Origin of the sequence: Bradyrhizobium sp. WU425 (assembly GCF_021052305.1) — a bacterium.
GTDB lineage: Bacteria > Pseudomonadota > Alphaproteobacteria > Rhizobiales > Xanthobacteraceae > Bradyrhizobium > Bradyrhizobium canariense_D.
Genome location: NZ_CP088089.1, coordinates 3309325 through 3327400 on the forward strand (window position 1 = coordinate 3309325; position 18076 = coordinate 3327400).

Annotated in this window: 28 protein-coding genes; 14 read left to right on the forward strand and 14 right to left on the reverse strand. The window is 63.6% G+C overall.

Annotation, left to right across the window (positions count from 1 at the left end; genetic code table 11):
- Position 1: 1 nt before the first annotated feature.
- Positions 2-1291 (reverse strand): ABC transporter substrate-binding protein, encoded by a 1290-nt coding sequence (locus BcanWU425_RS15805; RefSeq protein WP_007602563.1) that lies wholly within the window; start codon positions 1289-1291, stop codon positions 2-4.
- A gap of 42 nt (positions 1292-1333) precedes the next feature.
- Entirely contained in the window at positions 1334-2320 is a 987-nt protein-coding gene (locus BcanWU425_RS15810) for an ABC transporter ATP-binding protein (RefSeq protein ID WP_018455340.1), read from the reverse strand.
- A 265-nt stretch (positions 2321-2585) separates the two neighbouring features.
- On the opposite strand from BcanWU425_RS15810, the gene BcanWU425_RS15815 reads away from it, so the two are divergent.
- Entirely contained in the window at positions 2586-3293 is a 708-nt protein-coding gene (locus BcanWU425_RS15815) for a GntR family transcriptional regulator (protein WP_204511599.1), read from the forward strand.
- Between the two features lie 40 nt (positions 3294-3333).
- Here BcanWU425_RS15815 and BcanWU425_RS15820 read toward each other — a convergent pair whose 3' ends face one another.
- Positions 3334-4263, reverse strand: a complete 930-nt coding sequence (locus BcanWU425_RS15820) for a Bug family tripartite tricarboxylate transporter substrate binding protein (protein WP_210350893.1) — start codon at positions 4261-4263, stop codon at positions 3334-3336.
- A gap of 163 nt (positions 4264-4426) precedes the next feature.
- Entirely contained in the window at positions 4427-5239 is an 813-nt protein-coding gene (locus BcanWU425_RS15825) for a helix-turn-helix domain-containing protein (protein WP_018455343.1), read from the reverse strand.
- Positions 5240-5571: 332 nt separating this feature from the next.
- Between BcanWU425_RS15825 and BcanWU425_RS15830 the strand changes: the two genes are divergently transcribed.
- Entirely contained in the window at positions 5572-7323 is a 1752-nt protein-coding gene (locus BcanWU425_RS15830) for a CYTH and CHAD domain-containing protein (protein WP_204511597.1), read from the forward strand.
- A gap of 75 nt (positions 7324-7398) precedes the next feature.
- On the opposite strand, the gene BcanWU425_RS15835 is transcribed toward BcanWU425_RS15830, so the two are convergent.
- The 9 genes from BcanWU425_RS15835 to BcanWU425_RS15875 form a co-directional block, all read right to left on the reverse strand.
- Positions 7399-8475: a tyrosine-type recombinase/integrase gene (locus tag BcanWU425_RS15835; protein ID WP_231190581.1), complete on the reverse strand. Its 1077-nt coding sequence runs from the start codon at positions 8473-8475 to the stop codon at positions 7399-7401.
- Between the two features lie 190 nt (positions 8476-8665).
- Complete coding sequence (locus BcanWU425_RS15840; RefSeq protein ID WP_231190582.1) at positions 8666-8917, reverse strand: hypothetical protein; 252 nt, start codon at positions 8915-8917, stop codon at positions 8666-8668.
- Complete coding sequence (locus BcanWU425_RS15845) at positions 8914-9147, reverse strand: hypothetical protein (protein ID WP_231190583.1); 234 nt, start codon at positions 9145-9147, stop codon at positions 8914-8916. Before BcanWU425_RS15845 ends, BcanWU425_RS15840 begins: the two co-directional genes overlap by 4 nt.
- Positions 9148-9359: 212 nt before the next feature.
- Entirely contained in the window at positions 9360-9611 is a 252-nt protein-coding gene (locus BcanWU425_RS15850) for a hypothetical protein (RefSeq protein WP_231190584.1), read from the reverse strand.
- 4 nt (positions 9612-9615) lie between these two features.
- Positions 9616-9831 carry a hypothetical protein gene (locus BcanWU425_RS15855; protein ID WP_231190585.1) on the reverse strand — a complete coding sequence of 72 codons (216 nt, stop codon included), beginning with the start codon at positions 9829-9831 and terminating at the stop codon, positions 9616-9618.
- An 83-nt stretch (positions 9832-9914) separates the two neighbouring features.
- Positions 9915-10337: a hypothetical protein gene (locus BcanWU425_RS15860; protein WP_231190586.1), complete on the reverse strand. Its 423-nt coding sequence runs from the start codon at positions 10335-10337 to the stop codon at positions 9915-9917.
- 4 nt (positions 10338-10341) lie between these two features.
- Positions 10342-10758 carry a hypothetical protein gene (locus BcanWU425_RS15865; RefSeq protein ID WP_231190588.1) on the reverse strand — a complete coding sequence of 139 codons (417 nt, stop codon included), beginning with the start codon at positions 10756-10758 and terminating at the stop codon, positions 10342-10344.
- 88 nt (positions 10759-10846) lie between these two features.
- Positions 10847-11263, reverse strand: coding sequence for a hypothetical protein (locus tag BcanWU425_RS15870; protein ID WP_231190590.1), 417 nt, complete (start codon positions 11261-11263; stop codon positions 10847-10849).
- A 56-nt stretch (positions 11264-11319) separates the two neighbouring features.
- On the reverse strand, positions 11320-11628 hold the full coding sequence (locus tag BcanWU425_RS15875) for a hypothetical protein (RefSeq protein WP_231190592.1): 309 nt from the start codon (positions 11626-11628) through the stop codon (positions 11320-11322).
- A 40-nt stretch (positions 11629-11668) separates the two neighbouring features.
- Between BcanWU425_RS15875 and BcanWU425_RS15880 the strand changes: the two genes are divergently transcribed.
- Positions 11669-11956: a hypothetical protein gene (locus BcanWU425_RS15880; RefSeq protein ID WP_231190594.1), complete on the forward strand. Its 288-nt coding sequence runs from the start codon at positions 11669-11671 to the stop codon at positions 11954-11956.
- A gap of 724 nt (positions 11957-12680) precedes the next feature.
- Positions 12681-12863, forward strand: a complete 183-nt coding sequence (locus BcanWU425_RS15885; protein WP_231190595.1) for a hypothetical protein — start codon at positions 12681-12683, stop codon at positions 12861-12863.
- A 4-nt stretch (positions 12864-12867) separates the two neighbouring features.
- On the opposite strand, the gene BcanWU425_RS15890 is transcribed toward BcanWU425_RS15885, so the two are convergent.
- Positions 12868-13233, reverse strand: coding sequence for a DUF4145 domain-containing protein (locus tag BcanWU425_RS15890; RefSeq protein WP_231190597.1), 366 nt, complete (start codon positions 13231-13233; stop codon positions 12868-12870).
- A 247-nt stretch (positions 13234-13480) separates the two neighbouring features.
- On the opposite strand from BcanWU425_RS15890, the gene BcanWU425_RS15895 reads away from it, so the two are divergent.
- From BcanWU425_RS15895 to BcanWU425_RS15940, 10 genes are all read left to right on the forward strand, one after another.
- The gene (locus BcanWU425_RS15895; RefSeq protein WP_231190599.1) at positions 13481-13675 is read left to right on the forward strand and encodes a hypothetical protein; all 195 of its coding nucleotides are present in this window, start codon (positions 13481-13483) and stop codon (positions 13673-13675) included.
- A 259-nt stretch (positions 13676-13934) separates the two neighbouring features.
- Complete coding sequence (locus BcanWU425_RS15900; RefSeq protein WP_231190601.1) at positions 13935-14108, forward strand: hypothetical protein; 174 nt, start codon at positions 13935-13937, stop codon at positions 14106-14108.
- 119 nt (positions 14109-14227) lie between these two features.
- Positions 14228-14470 (forward strand): hypothetical protein, encoded by a 243-nt coding sequence (locus BcanWU425_RS15905; protein WP_231190602.1) that lies wholly within the window; start codon positions 14228-14230, stop codon positions 14468-14470.
- Positions 14467-14892 carry a hypothetical protein gene (locus BcanWU425_RS15910; RefSeq protein WP_231190603.1) on the forward strand — a complete coding sequence of 142 codons (426 nt, stop codon included), beginning with the start codon at positions 14467-14469 and terminating at the stop codon, positions 14890-14892. Before BcanWU425_RS15905 ends, BcanWU425_RS15910 begins: the two co-directional genes overlap by 4 nt.
- Positions 14892-15230 (forward strand): hypothetical protein, encoded by a 339-nt coding sequence (locus tag BcanWU425_RS15915; protein WP_231190604.1) that lies wholly within the window; start codon positions 14892-14894, stop codon positions 15228-15230. Before BcanWU425_RS15910 ends, BcanWU425_RS15915 begins: the two co-directional genes overlap by 1 nt.
- Positions 15227-15556: a hypothetical protein gene (locus BcanWU425_RS15920; RefSeq protein WP_231190605.1), complete on the forward strand. Its 330-nt coding sequence runs from the start codon at positions 15227-15229 to the stop codon at positions 15554-15556. The genes BcanWU425_RS15915 and BcanWU425_RS15920 overlap by 4 nt, the downstream gene beginning before the upstream one ends.
- Positions 15553-15726: a hypothetical protein gene (locus tag BcanWU425_RS15925; RefSeq protein WP_231190606.1), complete on the forward strand. Its 174-nt coding sequence runs from the start codon at positions 15553-15555 to the stop codon at positions 15724-15726. Before BcanWU425_RS15920 ends, BcanWU425_RS15925 begins: the two co-directional genes overlap by 4 nt.
- Before the next feature lie 2 nt (positions 15727-15728).
- Positions 15729-16343 (forward strand): J domain-containing protein, encoded by a 615-nt coding sequence (locus BcanWU425_RS15930; protein ID WP_231190607.1) that lies wholly within the window; start codon positions 15729-15731, stop codon positions 16341-16343.
- Positions 16343-17353, forward strand: coding sequence for a DUF5131 family protein (locus BcanWU425_RS15935; RefSeq protein WP_231190608.1), 1011 nt, complete (start codon positions 16343-16345; stop codon positions 17351-17353). Before BcanWU425_RS15930 ends, BcanWU425_RS15935 begins: the two co-directional genes overlap by 1 nt.
- Positions 17343-18074, forward strand: a complete 732-nt coding sequence (locus BcanWU425_RS15940) for a hypothetical protein (RefSeq protein WP_231190609.1) — start codon at positions 17343-17345, stop codon at positions 18072-18074. Before BcanWU425_RS15935 ends, BcanWU425_RS15940 begins: the two co-directional genes overlap by 11 nt.
- Positions 18075-18076 lie beyond the last annotated feature (2 nt).

The following is an 18076-nucleotide window of genomic DNA, read 5'->3' on the forward strand; positions in this document are numbered from 1 at the left end:
ATTACGCCGCGATGAACTCGTTCCACTTGCGGACCATGTAGTCGTTCTCGTCCATCACGGCGTTCCAGCACGCGACGCCGCCCATGCGGTCCTCGTAGGAGCCGCCGTCGCGCACGGCGCCAGCCTTCTCGAGCAGCGAGCCGTCGGGCGCCTTGATGTCCTTCTCGGCCGCCTTGCCTTCCATCCAATAGGCCCACTCGTAAGGCTCCATATGCGCCTTCGCGGTGGAGAGCACGGCCGAGTAGTAGCCCTGGCGGTTGAGATAGGCGCCGGCATAGCCGGACAGGAACCAGTTGACGAACTCATAGGCCCATTCGAGCTTCGCACCCGAGACGCCCTTGGAGACGCAGAAGCCGGAGGCCCAGGAGCGATAGCCTTCCTTGAGCGGCTGGAAGGTGCAGGCAATCCCCATCGAGCGGACCTTCGTCACCGCCGGCGACCACATCGACTGGATCACGGTCTCGCCCGAGGCCATCAGGTTGACGCTCTCGTTGAAGTCTTTCCAGAAGGCGCGGAACTGGCCCGCCTTCTTGGCCTCGGTCATCACCTTCATGGTGAGATCGATCTCTTCCTTGGTCATGTTGCCCTTGTCGGCATATTTGTACTTGCCGGTGGCTTCCACGACCATCGCGGCATCCATGATGCCGATCGAGGGGATGTTGAGGATCGAGGCCTTGCCCTTGAACTCGGGGTTGAGCAGCTCGGCCCACGAGCTGATCGGACGCTTGATGATATCGGGGCGAATGCCGAGCGTGTCGGCGTTGTAGACGGTCGGGATCAGCGTGACGAACTCGGTGGCAGACGTCGCGAACTTCTTGGAGTCCTTGCCTTCGAGATAGAGCACCTTCCAGGGTGCGGTGCCCTGGCCGCCGATCTTCTTGCCGCCGGGCGTGACGCCCTTGGTGAAGACCGGCGTGATGTTGTCGAATTCCTTGATCTTCCTCGCGTCGAGGGCAAGGATGTTGCCCGACGGCACGATCTTCTTTAGCGCGAAATATTCGGTGTCCAGCACGTCGAAGGAATTCGGCTGGGTCATCACGCGCTTGGTGACGTCGTCGGTGGTCGCGGTGATATATTCGATCTTGATGCCGGTGTCCTTCAGGCACTGCTTGGAGATCTCGTCACCCTCGTTCACTGCGGTGCCGAGATAGCGCAGCACCTTCGGCTCGGCCGACATTACATAGGGAAAGCCTGTGATGGCGCCGGAGCCCGCGGCAAGTCCGGCGAGACCCGCGGTGCTCTTCAGTAGCGTGCGGCGGCTAAGGCCCTTCTTCCTGGTCGTTTCGGTCATATCACTCACTCCTCTGTTGCGCATTCCGGTGATTGATCGGCGCTATTGCAGACGTTGCGCCTTGGCGGGATCCCAGATGGCCAGCACGCGATCGCCCGGCCGGAACTGGTGGACGTCGAAGGCGGCCTCGGGAAGGTGGGAAAAAAGGGCGGTCCCGTCGTCGAGCGTGAGCGAGACGGCGATGTAGGAGCCCTGGTACTCGGTCTGGGTCAGTAGCGCGGGCGCGCCGAAGGCGCCGTCAGTGAACGGCGCGATGCCGAGCTGATCGGCGCGCACGGCGATGAGTTTGCCTGCGTCGCTGAGGACGTTGTGACCGCCGATGAAGCGCGCCACGAATTCGGTGCGGGGGTGATGGAAGATGTCGCGGGCGCTTCCCTGCTGTTCGATCCTGCCCTGGTTCATCACCACGATGTGGTCGGCCAGCGCCATCGCCTCTTCCTGGCCGTGCGTGACCTGAACGAAGCTGATGCCGAGTTCGCGCTGTAGCCGCTTCAATTCGCCGCGCATCCTAACCCGCAGGAACGGATCGAGTGCCGAGAGCGGCTCGTCGAGCAACAGGATCTGCGGCTCGGTGATCAGCGCGCGGGCGAGTGCGACGCGCTGCTGCTGGCCGCCGGACAGCTGTGCGGGGAGGCGGGCCGCATAGGGCGTCATCGCCACCAGCTCGAGCAACTCGCCGGCGCGCTTGTGCCGCGTCGCCCGGTCGATGCCGCGCATTTTCAGGGCAAACGCCACGTTGTCGAGCACGGTGAGGTGCGGAAACAGCGCGTAGGACTGGAACATCATCGCCGTGCCGCGCTTGGCGGGTTCGAGATCCGTGACGTTCTGCGGACCCAGGATGATGTCGCCTTCGCTGACGGCCTCGTGGCCGGCGATCATGCGTAAGGTCGAGGTCTTGCCGCAGCCGGAGGGGCCGAGCAGGCAACAATAGGTGCCGGCCGGGATCTTCAAATTGACGGTGTCGACCGCCAGCGTCGTGTCGTAGCGCTTGGTGACGGCGACCAGTTCGAGGGCGGCGGGAGTGGCCATGGCGTGTCCGGGGCGAGGGCGATGCTGCGCCTCTCTCCGCAAGGTCCATGCCAATCGCGCTTGAATCGTTCTCGGCCGGCCGAATTCCAAAACAGTGCAGCGGAGTCAGATCGTTAGATCGAATCCCACGGGCTTGGGCGGTTCGCTGCCTTCGCAGTTGCGTGCACACAAAACAGGCGCGGATTGTATAAAGTTTCGCCTGTGATTGGATACAGCTGGTCGATTAGGATTCAACGCCCTCGTCGACGATCGAGTCCTCACCCCCATGGCCGTCAAGTCCCGACAGAAATCCGACGCGCCAGATGCGAGCGATCGCGTCAGCCGCATCCGGGAAGGTGTGACTGCGGCGATCCTCGAGCATCGCCTGTTGCCCGGCACGAAACTCGGCGAGGACGAGATCGGCGAGATCTACGGAGCAAGCCGAACGCTGGTTCGCACCGCGCTGCAACAGCTCGCGCATGAAGGCATCGTCAACATCGAGAAGAACCGCGGCGCCTTCGTCGCGCGGCCGACGCCTGCGGACGCCCGCGAAGTGTTCGAGGCGCGCCGCCTGATCGAGCCGACAATCGTCGATCACGCCGTTGACGCGGTGTCGCCGGCCTGGATCGGGCGTCTCCAGCGGCATCTTGCCGAGGAGCGCGAGGCGGAGCTGCGTGGCGATGCGCGTGCTTCGGTCCGCCTCTCCGGCGACTTCCATCGACTCGTCGCCGAGATGAGTGGCCACAGCATCTATCTTGGTTTTCTCAAGGAGCTGATCGCGCGCTCCTCGCTGATCATCCTGCTCTACCGCCGGCACGACACGCCGGCCTGCGGCACCGATCATCACGCCGGAATCGTCTCCGCGATCCGCAAATGCGACAGGGAGGCCGCGCGCGCGCAGATGTTGTCGCATCTGAACGAGATCGAGGCCGAGCTGTTCCTGAAGGATCCCGCCGCCGACGAGTTGCGGCTCGCGGACGTGCTCGGGGTCTGACCTCCAGGAGGTGTCCGCACCCGGCTGGGCGCGGCGACGGCTATTGCGGCTCCAACCCGAGAGTCTTGATCGACTCGAGCCAGACCGGCCCTTCCTTTTCGTAGAGCGCAATCGAGGATGCGCGATCCATGGCCGGCTGGTCGACGCCGAAGGCATCGAGCAGCTTCTGCACGCGCTCCGTCTTGCCGCCTTCGACCATCAGCTTGGCGAGCATGTCGATCCGGTCTGCCGGTATCGCAGCGGGCGCCACCAGCGCGGTAAAACTGATGAGCTGGAAGACATTGCCCGTGACCCCTTGCTCAGCAAATGTCCTGGTCTCGGGCAGCTTCTTCATGCGCACCGGTGTCGGCACGGCAATCGGGCGGCCGATGCCGGTATCGAGCACCGGCAGCGCGGCCTGATAGCTGCCGACCGCCGCCTGGATCACCCCGGCGGCCAAATCCTGCCACATCGGCGCTTCGCCGCGGTAATGCACGATGGAAATGTCGAGACCGAATTGCCGGTTGAGCTCGGCGATCGCAATATGTGCGAACGAGCCGATGCCGTACGAGCCGGCCGTGACCTTGTTGCCACGTGCGTACGCGACGAACTCTTCGATCGTCTTTGCATTGGTGGCGGAATGGACCACCAGCGGCAGATGCCCCGAAGGCGTCATGGCGACGATCGTGAAATCCTTGTCCGGATCATAGGCCAGCGATTTCAACAACAGCCGGTTACCGAGCAAGGTGGACGAGATCGTGTACATCAGCGTGTAGCCGTCGGCCGGGGAATCCTTCACCGACTGTGCCGCCAGCGCACCGCTGGCTCCGGTTTTGTTTTCGACAATGACCGGCTGGCCAAGCTTCTGCGAGATATAGTCGCCATAGGCGCGGGCGAAGGCATCGGTGATGCCGCCTGCCGGCGTGGAGACGACGATCCTGATTGCCCGGGTCGGCCAGGCTTCGGCCAAAGCCGTTTCAGAAGCGGCCATCGTCAGGCATGCCATCGCGGCAGCCCAAATTCTCGCGGATGTCCGCACTTCGGCCTCCCCTTTTCCCTGTGTCATTGGGCAGCCGGCAGCCGCCGCAACGAGGTGTCACACGGGCAGGAAGGGGGGTCAAGAAATCAAAATATCGTTTCACTGTGTGAAATGATCATCGCCGACCTGCAGGAGAACCCGGCGCAGCAAGCTTGGCACCGAGCGCCTCGGCAAGTGCGGAAGCGACCTTCTTCATCGGCGGTACGAAGCGCCGCACACCGTCCTCCAGACCGACCGCCTCGCGAAGCATCATCACGTTCATGCTGCCGAACAGGCGATTCCGCAAAACGACGGGTACGCCGATCGCCCACACTGCGCCCCCGAAGACGCGGCGGCTGTAGGTCTCGTCCATGACTGCGAACCCCGCGCTACGGATCGTGCGCAGCACTTTGGCAAGTCTGCCGGGATTGCGCGCCAGATCGTTCCAGGGCTCCGGACCAAGGGCCAGCCGTGCGGCAATGCGCTCCTGCTCGGCGGGTTCGCAGAAGGCGAGATAGGCGCGTCCCATCGAGGTGCCGAGGACGGGAAAGCGAAAACCCGGCGGGCGGCTGAACAGCAGCGATCCATCGACGCGCGTCGTGTGGGCGATGACCATGGACTCCTGATCGAGCACCGCGATGTCTGACGGCCAATGGATCTGCTTGCGGAATTTGTTCAGGATGGGTTCGGCGATGCCGCCAATCCAGGTCGGCTCATCATAGCCTGCGCTGAGCAGCAGCGCCCGTCCCGTCGGCGCGTAGCTGGCCGGCTCGGTACGACGTACCACATAACCTTCATGTTCCAGCGTCTCGAGCATGCGGACGATCGTTGACTTGTTCAGCCCCGTCGCCTTGTGCAGCGAGCCGACGGTCGACTGCCGTTCCTGATTGATCACCCGAAGGACTTCGAGGCCCCTGGACAACGCGATGACGGGACGGAACGACGTCATGCCAACTCCTTGTGATTGCCTGTGCCGCTAGCCGATGAAGCAACGGCCGGAGGGACAGGGCAGCGCGCTCGACGCCATCGCCACCGATTGCGGGAAGGTTGGCATGAGTCAAGCTCGCTGACGCGTTCATCTCGGTTTCGAGAAGGGCGGGATTCGCAGTCAACTCGATCGCTTGCTGTGCCCAGCGGCAATTTAGTTCCTGTGGTCAAGCTGGATTGTGCGCTCCCAGCCTCGTGTGGACGGCAGGGCGCTGCGACGTCACGTGACTATTCCTCGCGAGCCACACCGGCTATAGGATGGCGCTCTGTCATCGAACTGTCATGTTACCGTAAATGCTGAAGTCAGACGCAACGCCGGTTCGCAAGGCTCCGAGCGCGCGGGATGGAAATCCTGTTGCAAGGGAAAACAAGAGAACGCAAGTCGTTGCTGGCTTCTTCAGGCAGCGTGAGCCGGCCGAACTCGTCGCGGAACCTGTGATCGATCAGACGCCATTGCAAGACGCGGAACCGGCAACGGAACCACTGCGGTCGAGCGCTGCCGCGCATGGTGCCGGTGAGATCGAGCTCAAGCTTTTCGTCGATGCCGATCGCATGGCGCATTTCAAGGCCGCGCCTGTGATCGCGATGAACGCGCGCAACAAGGGCGCGCGCAAACATCTCAAGTCCGTCTATTACGACACGCCGGAGCGGACGTTGCGTCGCCACGGCTTGAGCTTGCGCGTTCGTCAGAGCGGCGCGCGCTTCGTGCAGACCGTGAAGACCGATGCGGTGGACGATCCGCTCCGCCGTGGTGAGTGGGAGATGAGGGTACTGTCGCTTGCGCCCGATCTCGGTTTGGCAATGCCGTTCATTCCCGAGAAGCTTCGCGGCAACCTGGAAGCGCAGCCGCTCGAATCGGTCTTCACTGCCGATGTCCATCGCCATGCGCGGCCGATCGAACTGCCGTCAGGCACGGTCGAGATCGCCTTCGACCAGGGTGAGTTGACGGCCGGCGACCGTTCACTGCCGGTGAGCGAGATCGAGCTGGAGCTCAAGAGCGGCAGCGCGAGCGCGCTCTACGAGATCGCGCTGCGGCTCGCGGAGCACGGCGACGTAAAGCCGTCCATTCGCTCCAAATCGGCACGCGGCTTCGATCTTGCCGCCGACAAGCCACCCTCGGCGCGGCGTCCGCGAAAACTTCGTCTCGATCCGTCGGTGACATTGGACGAGGCGTTCGCGACAATCCTGCGTTCCTGCTTCCTCCATTTGCTTCAGTCGCTGCCGGCGGCCGAGGATGGCCGCAATCCGGAAGGAATCCATCAGCTGCGCGTCTCGCTGCGCCGGCTTCGATCGGCGTTGGATCTGATGGGGTCGGTCGGCGCGCTCAGCAATCTCGATGCGCTACGGTTGGAAGCCAGATGGCTGGCGCAAGAGCTCTCCGCCGCGCGCGACTGGGATGTGTTCCGGCTCGATACCTTGCCGAAGATCGCAACAGCCTGTCCGTCGGTCGCGGGCTTCGATGCACTGGGCCTGGCTGCGGCCGGGCGCCAGTCCGACGCCTATCGCAAGGCGCATGGCGCCCTCGAAGATCGCCGCTGCGCCATGTTCCTGCTCGGCCTCGGCAACTGGATCGAGGCGCGGGGCTGGCGCAACGACGTCGCCACCGAGGATCTCGGCCAGCTCGCCGAACCCGCGGCCGACTTCGCGGCACGCATCCTATCGGCGCAATACGCCAAGGTGCTCAAGCGCGGCCGCCGCTTCAAGTCGCTTTCCGCCGAACAGTTGCACCGCCTGCGGCTCGCGACCAAGCGGCTGCGCTATCTCAGCGAGTTTCTGCTGCCGCTGTTCGCAGACCGCAAATCCACGCGAAAATTCTCGCGAAGGCTCTCCGGCTTGCAGGAGCAGCTTGGCGCCGTCAACGACATGGCGGTTACGGCATCATTGCTGGACGGGCTTGATGCCGAGCCCGACGGCACCATCGCCGCGGCGGCGATCGCAGGCTGGCAGGCGCGCGCGTCGATCGGGGTGCAACCCGTCCTGCAAAGCACATGGCGCGATTTCACCGTCGCGCGCGTGCCCTGGTCGCGGCAGGCGCCGCAGAACTAAGCGAAGTACACCCTAAAAAAGTTGCGGCCAGCCATTGGGGGAGCTTTGGCCGCCTGTTGTATATACGAGTGAATTTCAGTCGTTGACGGCTTTTCCCCGTCCTGTCCCCAGCGTGGGCAAGCTGTCGATGCGGTCCCACTCGGCGCGCGGGACCACGTGCTCGTAGCGTGAGGCGCTGCGCTCGTCGCGCCAGTTGCCGGTTGCGACCAAACCCTTGGTGTCGGCGCCGCCGTACATGCGCATCCAGGTCGCCCATGTGTGCCGAAAGATATGGAAGGTGACGAAGCCCAGCCTGAACTGCGGCTTCTTCCAGCCGGTCGGCCGGCGCTTGGGGCACGGAAGCCCGCAGGCGGCCATTGTGGCGCGCAGCAGCAGGTGCTTGAAGTGGCCGCCCTCCTTGAAGCGGAATAGCCGCACGCGGCCCGGATGGGCCTCCAGATGGGCTCGCAGCCGCGTTGCGACGTCGCCGCGCAGTTTCAGCATGCGCGGATCGCCATTCTTCGTGGTCGGCAGCCACAGCGCCAGATCCTCGGGCCGCGTATTGGCGGCCAGCGCATTCAGGCCCTCGCTCTTGCGGATGCCGTTATAGAGCAGCACCAGCAGATAGAGCTCGAATTCGTCATCGATCGCGGCTGCCTCGGCCAGGATGAGACTGGCATCCTCCGGCCACATGAAGTCCTTGCGCTGGCGACCCTTCGAGCCCTTCGGGCGTCGGAAGACGGGCGCTTTGTCGCCCAGCGCATGGCGGATGATGGTGATGGCGGGCGCATAGACCGCGCGATTTCTGTAATCAGGTGCGCCGTGCGGGAGGAGGGTGGCTGCGGCATCGTCCAGCGCGACCTGGTCGATCTCCTCAATAGGCGTCTCGCGGAAGTGCCGCAGCAGCATCGGGACGTAGCGGCGTTCGCCGCCGTCCTGCATGTAGGCGTTGGCTGCTGTCAGGAAGGTCGGCCGCCCGGGATCAGGCTTAACTTCCGGGGCCGGGTATCGGCCGTGCTTCTCGATGCACTCTTCGATCTCGACGAGCTTGTCTCGAGCGACGGATCGTTTGTGAGTGCCGCTGCTAACTTCCACGCGGCAGCCGAGGTAGGTTCCTCGGATCTCGAAATTGGGCGTCTTGCCCTTCCGCGGCGGCCTAAGCTTGAGCGGCACTTCAACTCCTCCCGTAACGCAAACTCTATGCGGGCGATGTCGTCCGAGCGGAACACCTTATCCCGCCCCATGGGCGTGTAATAGGGCTCGCCGGACTTATCCCGGGGGTGTGCACGGAGCCATTCCGTCAGCCAACGGGGCGACGGGGCCTTCAGCTCGGCGGCCGCTTCGGCGAGGGTGTAGCGCTGTGTCATCGGGGCCCCCGGCATGTCTCGCCTTGGATCGCGCCGCAGGCCATGCAGCTGCCGTCGAGGTCGACCTCGTCGGTCTGGCAGCGCCGCGGCGGCGCGTCGTCATCGCTGATGCGGCGTTCGATGACGTGGGTGCAATCGAGCATGCGCGCCACCATCGCCTCGCAGTCGCCGAGCTCGACCTGCCGGATGCCGCGGGCCTGCAGGTCGCGCATCAGCACGCCGGCCATGATCATGCTGACGCCGCTCATTGCTGCTTGCTCCGCTCGGCGATCGCCACCATCACGACCGCGCGCATCGCGACCAGGTCGCCGCGCTGGGCGTAGAGCCGCGTAATCACCCGATATGGGTTGATCCCCAGCCTCGCCCAGAAGGCTTCCTCGCTGCCGCGGTGCTGCGCGTGCTTGGCGTTCAGATGATCGTCGCGGCACAGAGGCAAGGCGCGATCATCCGAGACCTGCTTGCCCAGCATGTTCTTCATGCCGAAGGCGGCGCAGGAATATTTGACGTGGGCGGCCTCGCCACAGGGTTCGACCCCGCAGTAAAGGCACGGCAGCTGCCGCACCTCAGCAAGGTACGTTGGGTCACCTCCTCTCGATACTGCCTCCACGCGCCGCGGTGCGGCCGCGCTGATGCGTTTGAGCAGCGAGCCTGGCGGCTCTGGGCGAGAAATGCGTTGGGGTCGGGAAAGCGTCACGGCTCACACATCTCCATCGCGACCACGTGCTCGGCGGCCGTCTGCCTGGCATCCGCGAGCAACGCGTGAACCTCGAAGGGCGAGTAGCCGAACGACACCAGCGTCATGATGGAATCGCCGTGGTCGACGAAGGCGCCGGACTCAACCAGGCGCGAGGCCATCTCGGCGACCTTGGCGACACGCTGGGCGCGGACGGCATCGAGCGAGAGCGAGCCGTCGGGCAGGGGATGAATGGTGGCGACGATCATCTGATCAACCCCAGAAGATCTTGGCGCACTTGCAGCAGACGACATCGCCGCAAGAACCGATCGCGTGGTGCTGTCCGTCGGCACTGAACGCGCAGCGCTCGCCGGCGCCGAAGGGATCCTCGACCGCGGCGATCATGGCGGCGATATCGCGCTCGCTGACGAACTTGACGACCTTTGCGGATTGCGCGGCGTGGCGGGCCGGCTTGGGTGCGATGTGCATGGCGGTGGTCCTCTGGCGGGTGAAGGGAAGCGCGAGGTGGGCGGCGGCGTTACGCCACGTGCCGCCGCCCGGCCGCGCGGGTGTCAGGCGAGTAGGTTCTGGCTGTCGTGACGGGCATGCGGGCTGCGATGCCCGCGGTAGAAATTGCGCTTCGTGGCCGCGCGCGCGACGGCGCGATCGAGCACCTCGCGCGTGGCCTGGTTGAACAACGTGGGATCGATGAAGCGCGGATGCAGGTTCTTCGCTTCCGCGAACGAGTTCGACATTGTCGCGATCAGGATGCCGCGCTCCGACGGCTGCTCGATCGTCATCATCGCCTTCGGCACCCAGACGGCCTTGGCCGCGATGCCGCAGTCGGAGACGAGGAAGGCCTTGGCCGTCTCGCTGTGGCGCACCAGCACCAGGGCCGTCATGCCGGGGCTGGTCGGCACGACGGCCCTTCGGCCGAAACCACGAGGCGCTACGCTCGCGGCAACAGAATTGGTGAAGTGGGCAATGGTACGCATGACGCTACTTTCCTTGCACTGGTTGAGACTTGGTGGTGTCGGGGCCGGCGAGCTGCTCGGCATATTCGCGCGCCTCGCCGTTGCCGAAGGGAAGCGGGCGCGGCCCGTCGATCGCCTGGGCAACCGCCCTGACGATCAGGTGCTTGACCCATTCTTCCGGCAGGTGGCCGGGAGTTGGTTTGCTGGTGCTGATGAGATGGAAACGACGGGCGAGCTGCTTCGCCTCGTTCAAAAGGGATGCAAGGGCTTTTGCTCCCTCGTCGGTCTCGCAATACGTGCCGAGCAACGTGATGTCGTCATAGCGATCGCCGGTCTTGCGATGAACGCGGGCGCCGCAGGTGCCGTCATAGGCGGGACGCACCACGAAGTCGCCGACCCTGGGAGCGATCGCCTGGGCAGGTTTCGGCTTGGCGGACGGCATGGAGGCTCCGAGTGAGGTGTCTCACCGGGAGATAATCGGGACGTTACGTCCCAATGTCAAGGCCAATACGTCCCAATATTCATTTCAGCTATTCGCGAGAGAGGTCGGTTTTGAAGGCGTTTGTGAAGCGATCGAAGTCTTTGAATCGCACGGTCGCTCCCTGAATGATCGCCTCAATCGCCGCGTCGGCTGTGACGCGATAGGGAATGCCGGCATAGATTCCGTCGGGCTCGAATGGCCCCTGCGGTAGCGGTGGCGGGAGCGCCGGCGGCCGCACTGAGGCGGCGTCCGCCAGCTTCACCAACATTTGCTCGTGCTTGAGATTCGGGAATGCCAACAGCAAGACCACGGCAATCAGCGGGGACAGGAAAAAGGCGATGAAGAACCAGCCGACTCCCTCTCGGCCACGCTCTGCCGCAGCGCCCGCGATACATATGCACAGCACGAACCAAATGATGATTAGGACTAGAGTCATTTCCCGCCCCGATGCGTTGCCTGTGCCCAAAGGCCCTGTCTTTCGGAGGGATGCGCCAGCCCGACGCATCTGGCGACTTCCGACCCTCAGCCTGCCCGACGCGCGGCCGTCTTGGGCACACGCTTCCGATATTTCTCGACCTTGGCGGGAAGTTCATCGTCGCGATCGCCCTTGATGAGGCTCTCGATCGAAATGCCTGCAAGGGAAGCGAGCTTCGGCAGTCTACGCAGCGGGAATGTGTCGCCTCGGTTGACGCACTTCTTCCAGCTCTCGACGGGCATATCGAGAAGGTCGGCCATTGCCTCATGGGAACGGCTACCCTGAATCCGGGCGAGACGCTCCTGGAAGGCCTTTTGCCAAGCGCTTTCGGCCAAATTCTTGTCGTCTTTGCCCATGGGGCAAGAATGTCCCACAGGAGTTTCGAAGTCCCGGACCATGATGCCCTTGCAAATCGGGACGCTGTGTCCCAATAATCCGGGCATGGTCACTGATTCGCCACTCACGTCATTCCGCTCGGTCATTGCTTTATGGGCCACCCGCGAAGCCATGTCGGCCGACGTTGGCGCTTCAAACTGGTCAGTGATCAAGTGGTTTAAGCGGGATGCCATTCCCTCGGAGTGGTGGACCCGCGTGTGCGCGACGGAAACGGCTAAATCGGCTGGTGTTGATGCGGACCTTTTGGCCCGTTTGGCTGCCAAGCAAGTCGAAGAGGCCCGGGCATGACGCTGCACCGGAAAACGAACCACAATTCCCATTACCCAACTTCCCCCGCACTAGGGCGGGATGTCGTTCCGTGCACCCGCCGGTTGAGCGGCTATTTTGTGTCGACAAGGCGACACAGTGCAAACGGAATCGCGACATGCATGGGTCCACAATTGGGCCATAGACGTGGTGCGGCAAACGCTGATCATCGTGCATCGCTGTGCCGCGATGAAACATCACGGGACGTAGCGTGCAACGCGCCGCGAGGTAGCGTAGCTGGATTCGTAACTGAACCAATCGTTTTTGATAGGAGTGTTGCGTTATGGGGCGTGATTCAAGGCGGCGCATCGTGCCATCCAGTTCCCGCCGCGGAACGTCGATGGCCAAAAACGGGTCCAGAAATGGGCCGAAAAAAATCTCGTTTGGCGCTCTTACGAGGTTCGCCGTGCCCCGCCGCACCGAACAATTTCTCACCCGACGCACCGGTTGCGGACGTTCGACTGCGAAGCGCTGGCTGTCAGGCAGAAGCCGCGCATCCAGAGATGCGGTCTGCGCAGTCGTTGCAGATATCCTGGTGCGGCTCAGATAGAGCACTGCATCGCGTAAGCGTGCTTCCATTTCGATCGACAGTGTTGCGTTGTGTAGGGGGGGTGTCGTGTCCATTACCGAATCGTGCACGTTGCCGCCGGTGCGGCCTAGGAGAACGCTTCGAACAAGTGTTCGAAGAGACCCGCAGGCCGAACGATTGTCGAAATTCGGACGCGTCTGCCTCACGCTTTGGCCTGACCAGAAGCCCGACGTCGTCCTGGCGCAGCGCGTCGGGTGCTCGGAGCGCGCAGCGCAATTCTACATCACCGGCGATCGCGAGCCGTCTTACGAAGCCCTCATGGCTGTGCTCGACGAGCTGCGGCCCCGCAAGCGGGCTTAATCGGCTAGTTGAAAATATCGGGGGCGCGAGCCTTGACCAACGCTGGCAACGAAAACAGGTAGCGCATCACCATTTCGGTGAAGTTGCGCAAATCGCTCAGTTCGTCCCGTGTCGGAGGCTCGTCTTCGTGCGCAGCTTCGTTTCCCATGTCCTTGATGTGGCCCGCCCACACGGCGATGTCGGCTGTCAGTTTACCGTTGGCGGCGAGCTTCTTGATACGCACCGCGAGCATACCCGTGGCCTCGGGATCGATCTTCTTCAGCCCGACGTCCAAAGCCTTTCGGTACATCGTGCCTGCCGCTTCTTCATTTCCCTCAATCGGGAAGTTGCGTTCGGCCTGCAGGTAGATGCGCTCGACGTCAGCCGGCATGCTCTCCGGCATGATCGGGCCGGGTGGTTGCGGCCAAAACTCCTCAACTTGCAGATCATCAGTGAGATCATAATCCCCCCAGGTTGCGGGGCTCTGACCAAGCCCACTCTGTGGGGCCATCACTGCGCAGCTAGGCAAAGTGCATTTCGGGCAATCCAGATGAACTATCACCCGGTGAACGCTGCAATAGAGCGCAGGTCTAACCTTGAGAGCGATATGGTCCGTCAAGCAATGCGGGCACTTATGGGTGAACGTAGCCATGTCAAAAAGATCCGAAATTCAGGAGGCCGAGCGCGATATCCGCATTGCGCTGCGCTCGAAGGACGCAATGACGGCAATGATATCCTTTTACGAGATGCGACCGGAAGCGGAAAAGCTGGCCTTTGTGGCTGCCCTGGTCGGCCGTGTCGTCCTATCGGAGGCGCGCAATCGCGCGGCTTGAGCAAAGAATACCCCAGAGGCGTCAGGTACAGCCCGCAAGGCTCCCTGCGGAAAGGCCGTAAGCACCACGGTGCCGATGACCGATCCCTCGCGGCACTCAGTGCGCGCCTCGTTTTCTTCAGTTCGGGCGACGGCCTTGGCATCCATCAGCCCGGGTCAATGACACGTGGGTTCGCGGTTGAGCGTCAACCTGCGTCGGGAAGGGCGCGTGATCGCGCTAAATGCCCCGCCGTCGCCCGGTTCAGCCAGGGGAGGCCGGCGTGAAACCTGAAGATGCTTCTCTTCATGATGGCTATGTCGATATTCCCTTCAAGGGCGGCCGCAACGATCTCAGCCGCTGGAAGCCCTTCGGCGGAAAGCTTGAACGCCCGGCACCGCCGGCACCGATGAACATCAATTCGAATTCCGCGGGGGCAGCCAGCACCGATAGCTGAAGTCCTCGCGTCCCAGTTCCCAGTAGCATCACCAGCGTACCCCGACATCACCTGCAGCTGCACCCGTTCGGTCATTTCCGGACGCGAGCTTCTGCGTCCCTGAACCATGGAGCTGTTCGATGTCTCCGATCGCGCATCACCTGATCACCAGCCTGTTCGTCTACACCATGATCGGTTCCCTGGTGTGGATGGTGATCTACAGCTACGGCCACCTGGCGCGCGTCTATGAGGAGCCCTCGGGCAGCGGCGAGGTGATCGACGGCATCGCCAACATCATCATCACCCTGACGCTGATCCTCGGCTGGCCCGGCATGCTCGGTGTCGTCCTGCATTGGACCCGGCAGCGGAGGGCACGCCGGTGAAGAACATCGACAACATGATGGTGGTGCTTCCTATCGCCTTCATCGTGATCGCGCTGCTGCTGGCTGGCGCGCTACGGGTCACCCGCCAGAGGGGCCGTCCTTGTCGCCTCGGGGCGGAGGCGGGTGATCCGTTCCTTTATCCGTTCGGCGAGATGCCGACGGTCCCGCGCGAGCGCCACCTGGTGGCGCGCGACTTCCGCGCCTGGGGCATTCCACTTCGTTCGCATTCCGCCGCGGTTGCCCACCAGCGGAATGAGGGCGGCGGCCGTCCTGCTCTCCAATCCCTGTCGGGGACGGCCGTCGTTCTCACGTTTCCACGCATGCTGAAGTCGCAGGACATCGAAGTGATCAAAGCAGCGCAAGAGCGCCAGCTTGAGGAGATCGCGCGCGTCTTCGGCGGCTCCGTACAGAGGGATGTGTGATGCAGCAACATCTCACCCGCGCCGAGCAGGCCAATCTGATCGCCGGCCACGCCGTCGCCTACGCGACCGCCTATCTCGACGGCCGCCACACCGCGCAGCAGCTCGCCGACAATGCCGATCGGCTCTTTCTTGATCTCCTGGTGGTCGAGACACCCGAGACCAGCACGTTCCTGGTTCCAGTCCAGCTGCTCGCCATCACCATGATGCGGGCTGCCCGACGCAAGATCCCGGAATCGCTCGATACCGACACGCGAGCAGAGCGCTGGCACGCCGTCATGGCCTCGCTGGTTGAGCTCGTCTGCCACGAAAGCCGCCAAGCCGCAAAGGATGGAGCATGAAGCCGCTCTCCGAGCACATGACCGTGCTGATTGCGACCGCCGAGGACATGATGCGGCGGCCGGTCCATCAGATCCCGACGCACCTGCCGGCCGGCTTCTCCGAGGTCGCAGCCGCCATCAAACACGCCGACAATTCGCCCTGCGACGGCATACGCGCCACGCGGCCCGGTGTCGTGATGTGCACGGCGATCGAGGCCTATTTCGCCGAGCCTGCCTCGCAAGACTACTGGCAGATGCTGATCGGCGCGACGCTGCCGCTGCTGCGCCGCGCGGCCTGGCAGGCGCTCCGCAATGAGCGGGCGGTGTCCGAGGAGACGCGGCGATGAGCGCCAAGAATCTGCCGCCTGAAGAGATCCGCCGCGAGGTCGATCGGCGCCTAGCCGCCGCGCTGCGCGATGCGGCCGGCAGCGCGCTCGGCATGCCGGGCTCCGTCGACTCCTTCAAGGCCATGCTCGAACGCGCCGATCTCGCGCTCTTCCTGAAAGAGGGGGTGTGACCGTGACGACCGATCGCTCCGCGCCCCAGGCACAGGCCTATCCCTTGCAATGGCCGTCCGGCTTCCCGCGATGGAAGCAGGGCCGCGTCTCGGGCTCGTTCAAGACCAATTTCGAGACGGCCTTGCGCAACGTCAAGAAAAGCCTCGAACTCTTTGCCAAGGACAGCGGCAAGAAGATCGAATTCCCGGTGCTGTCGAGCAACATCGACTTCAACCCGCTGACCATCAACACCGGCAATCGCCCCGCCGATCCCGGCGTCGCGGTCTGGTTCGCCTGGGACGGCCTGCAGGTCTGCATTCCCGTCGACCGCTATGATACGCCGGCTGCGAACCTGCAGGCGATCCATCACATCATCGAGGCGCGCCGAGTCGAGCTCCGCCACGGTACGCTCGCCCTGGTGCGCGCGACCTTCTCCGGTTTCCAGGCGCTGCCGGCGCCGAAGGGCAAGCATTGGCGCGACATCCTGCAGGTCGGCGGCAACCCCACCAGGGCCGTGGTCGAGGCCAACTACAAGCGCCTGGCGCAGGACTATCACCCCGACCGCGCCGGCGGCTCGATCGAGAAGATGTCCGAGCTCAACGCCGCGCGTGATGCGGCCATCGCGGAGATCGGGTGATGGCCCAACATTCTGCGATTGAATGGACGGATGCCACGGTCAATTTCTGGTGGGGCTGCACCAAGGTCGGGCCCGGTTGTGACTTTTGCTACGCAGAGACTCTTGATCGATTCCGTGGCGGCGGCGCGCATTGGGGCGTCGGCGTGCCGCGACGGAAGATCGCCGGCGCACGGGCGCTGATCCATCGCCTCGACAATGGCTATGCGGATTTTGCCGCTGACTGGCACGTGGCCGACGGCAATGCGCAAGCCTTCGGCCTACCGCGCCCGCGGCCCGGCTCGACACGTCGCGTTTTCATTCAGTCGATGTCCGATCTCTTCGATCTGGAAGTGCCGGTCGATTGGTTCGCCGAGGCGTGGGGCCTGATCAAGGTTTGCGAACGCATCGAGATCCAGATCGTCACCAAGCGCATCAGCGCCGTCGAGAAGCGTCTTGCGGAGATCGGCGAGACCGAATGGCCGAAGCATGCCGGACTGATGATCACCGTGGTCAACCAGGACGAAGCCGATCGCGACGTCCCGCGGCTGCTGGCGCTGAAGGCCAAGCTCGGCATTCCCTGGGTCGGGCTGAGCTGCGAACCGTTGCTAGGTCCGATCAACCTTGCCGATTTCAACCACAAGGGGGTCGTCGGCGGTCATAATGCGTTGATCGATCGCGGACTAGGTAAGGTCGACTGGGTGATCGTCGGCGGAGAGAGCGGCCGCGAAGCGCGAACGATGCATCCCGACTGGGCTCGATCGCTCCGTGACCAATGCGCCGCGGCCGGCACGGCATTCTTGTTCAAGCAGTGGGGCGAATGGGCCCCGTCGACGCCGGAGGAGGCGCAGGGCAACCTGCGGTCCGGATGGCAGGCGATCGCCGCGCATCCGCATGTCGCCCAAGCCGCCGAGCTCTATCCGGAGGCGGGAGCGAAGTTCGTCGCCCGCGTCGGCAAGAAAGCCGCCGGTCGTCTTCTCGACGGCATTGAGCACAACTCATTTCCAACCACGGAGACTCGCCATGGCTTTTGAGCGCATCACGATTGCTGTCGGCAAAACCAAGCAACCGGCCGGTCTGTCGATCAGCGCGCGCGGCAACACCGTTGTTGCAGTCTCGGCCGAGCTGATCAAGGAGGCCGGTTTCAAGGCCAACGCATCCTTTGCCGTTCTGCTCGGTACGGAGGATGACGCAGGCAAGCTCCGCATCGTGCACGACAAGGATGGCGTGCAGTGCGCACGCGAGTTCAAGCGCACGGGGGCGTTCTTCTTCAAGCTCGGCATGGTGCCGGCCATCGGCACGCTGCAGCGCAAGCAGCAGAGGACGGCTGCCCGCCTGGTCGACGGCGGCATTGAAGTCGATATCCCGCCGGATGATGGCCCGAAGCTGCTGGCGGCGCCCGCGAAATCGTCGCAGGCGCCAACAAAACCGGCCGCGCCGAAGACATCCGCCGGCGAGACGTTTGGCAACGTCGTCATCAACGCGGGCGACGATGAAGAGAGCATCACTTTCAAAGGCAAGACGGTCGCGATTTCCGCGCGTGAAGCCAAGTTCCTGAAGATCCTGGCGAAGCCAAGGCCGAATGCCGTCGGGCTCCCCTTCATCATCGACAAGCTGTGGGACGGCCGGGCGCCTTCGAGCGCCCAGGTGATGGTGATCGCGTTGGCGACCGATCTGAAGAAGTCGCTGCCGTCGATTGGACTCACGGTCAATCACGTCAAGGGCGTCGGCTATCAGCTCAAGGACAACGTCTAGCC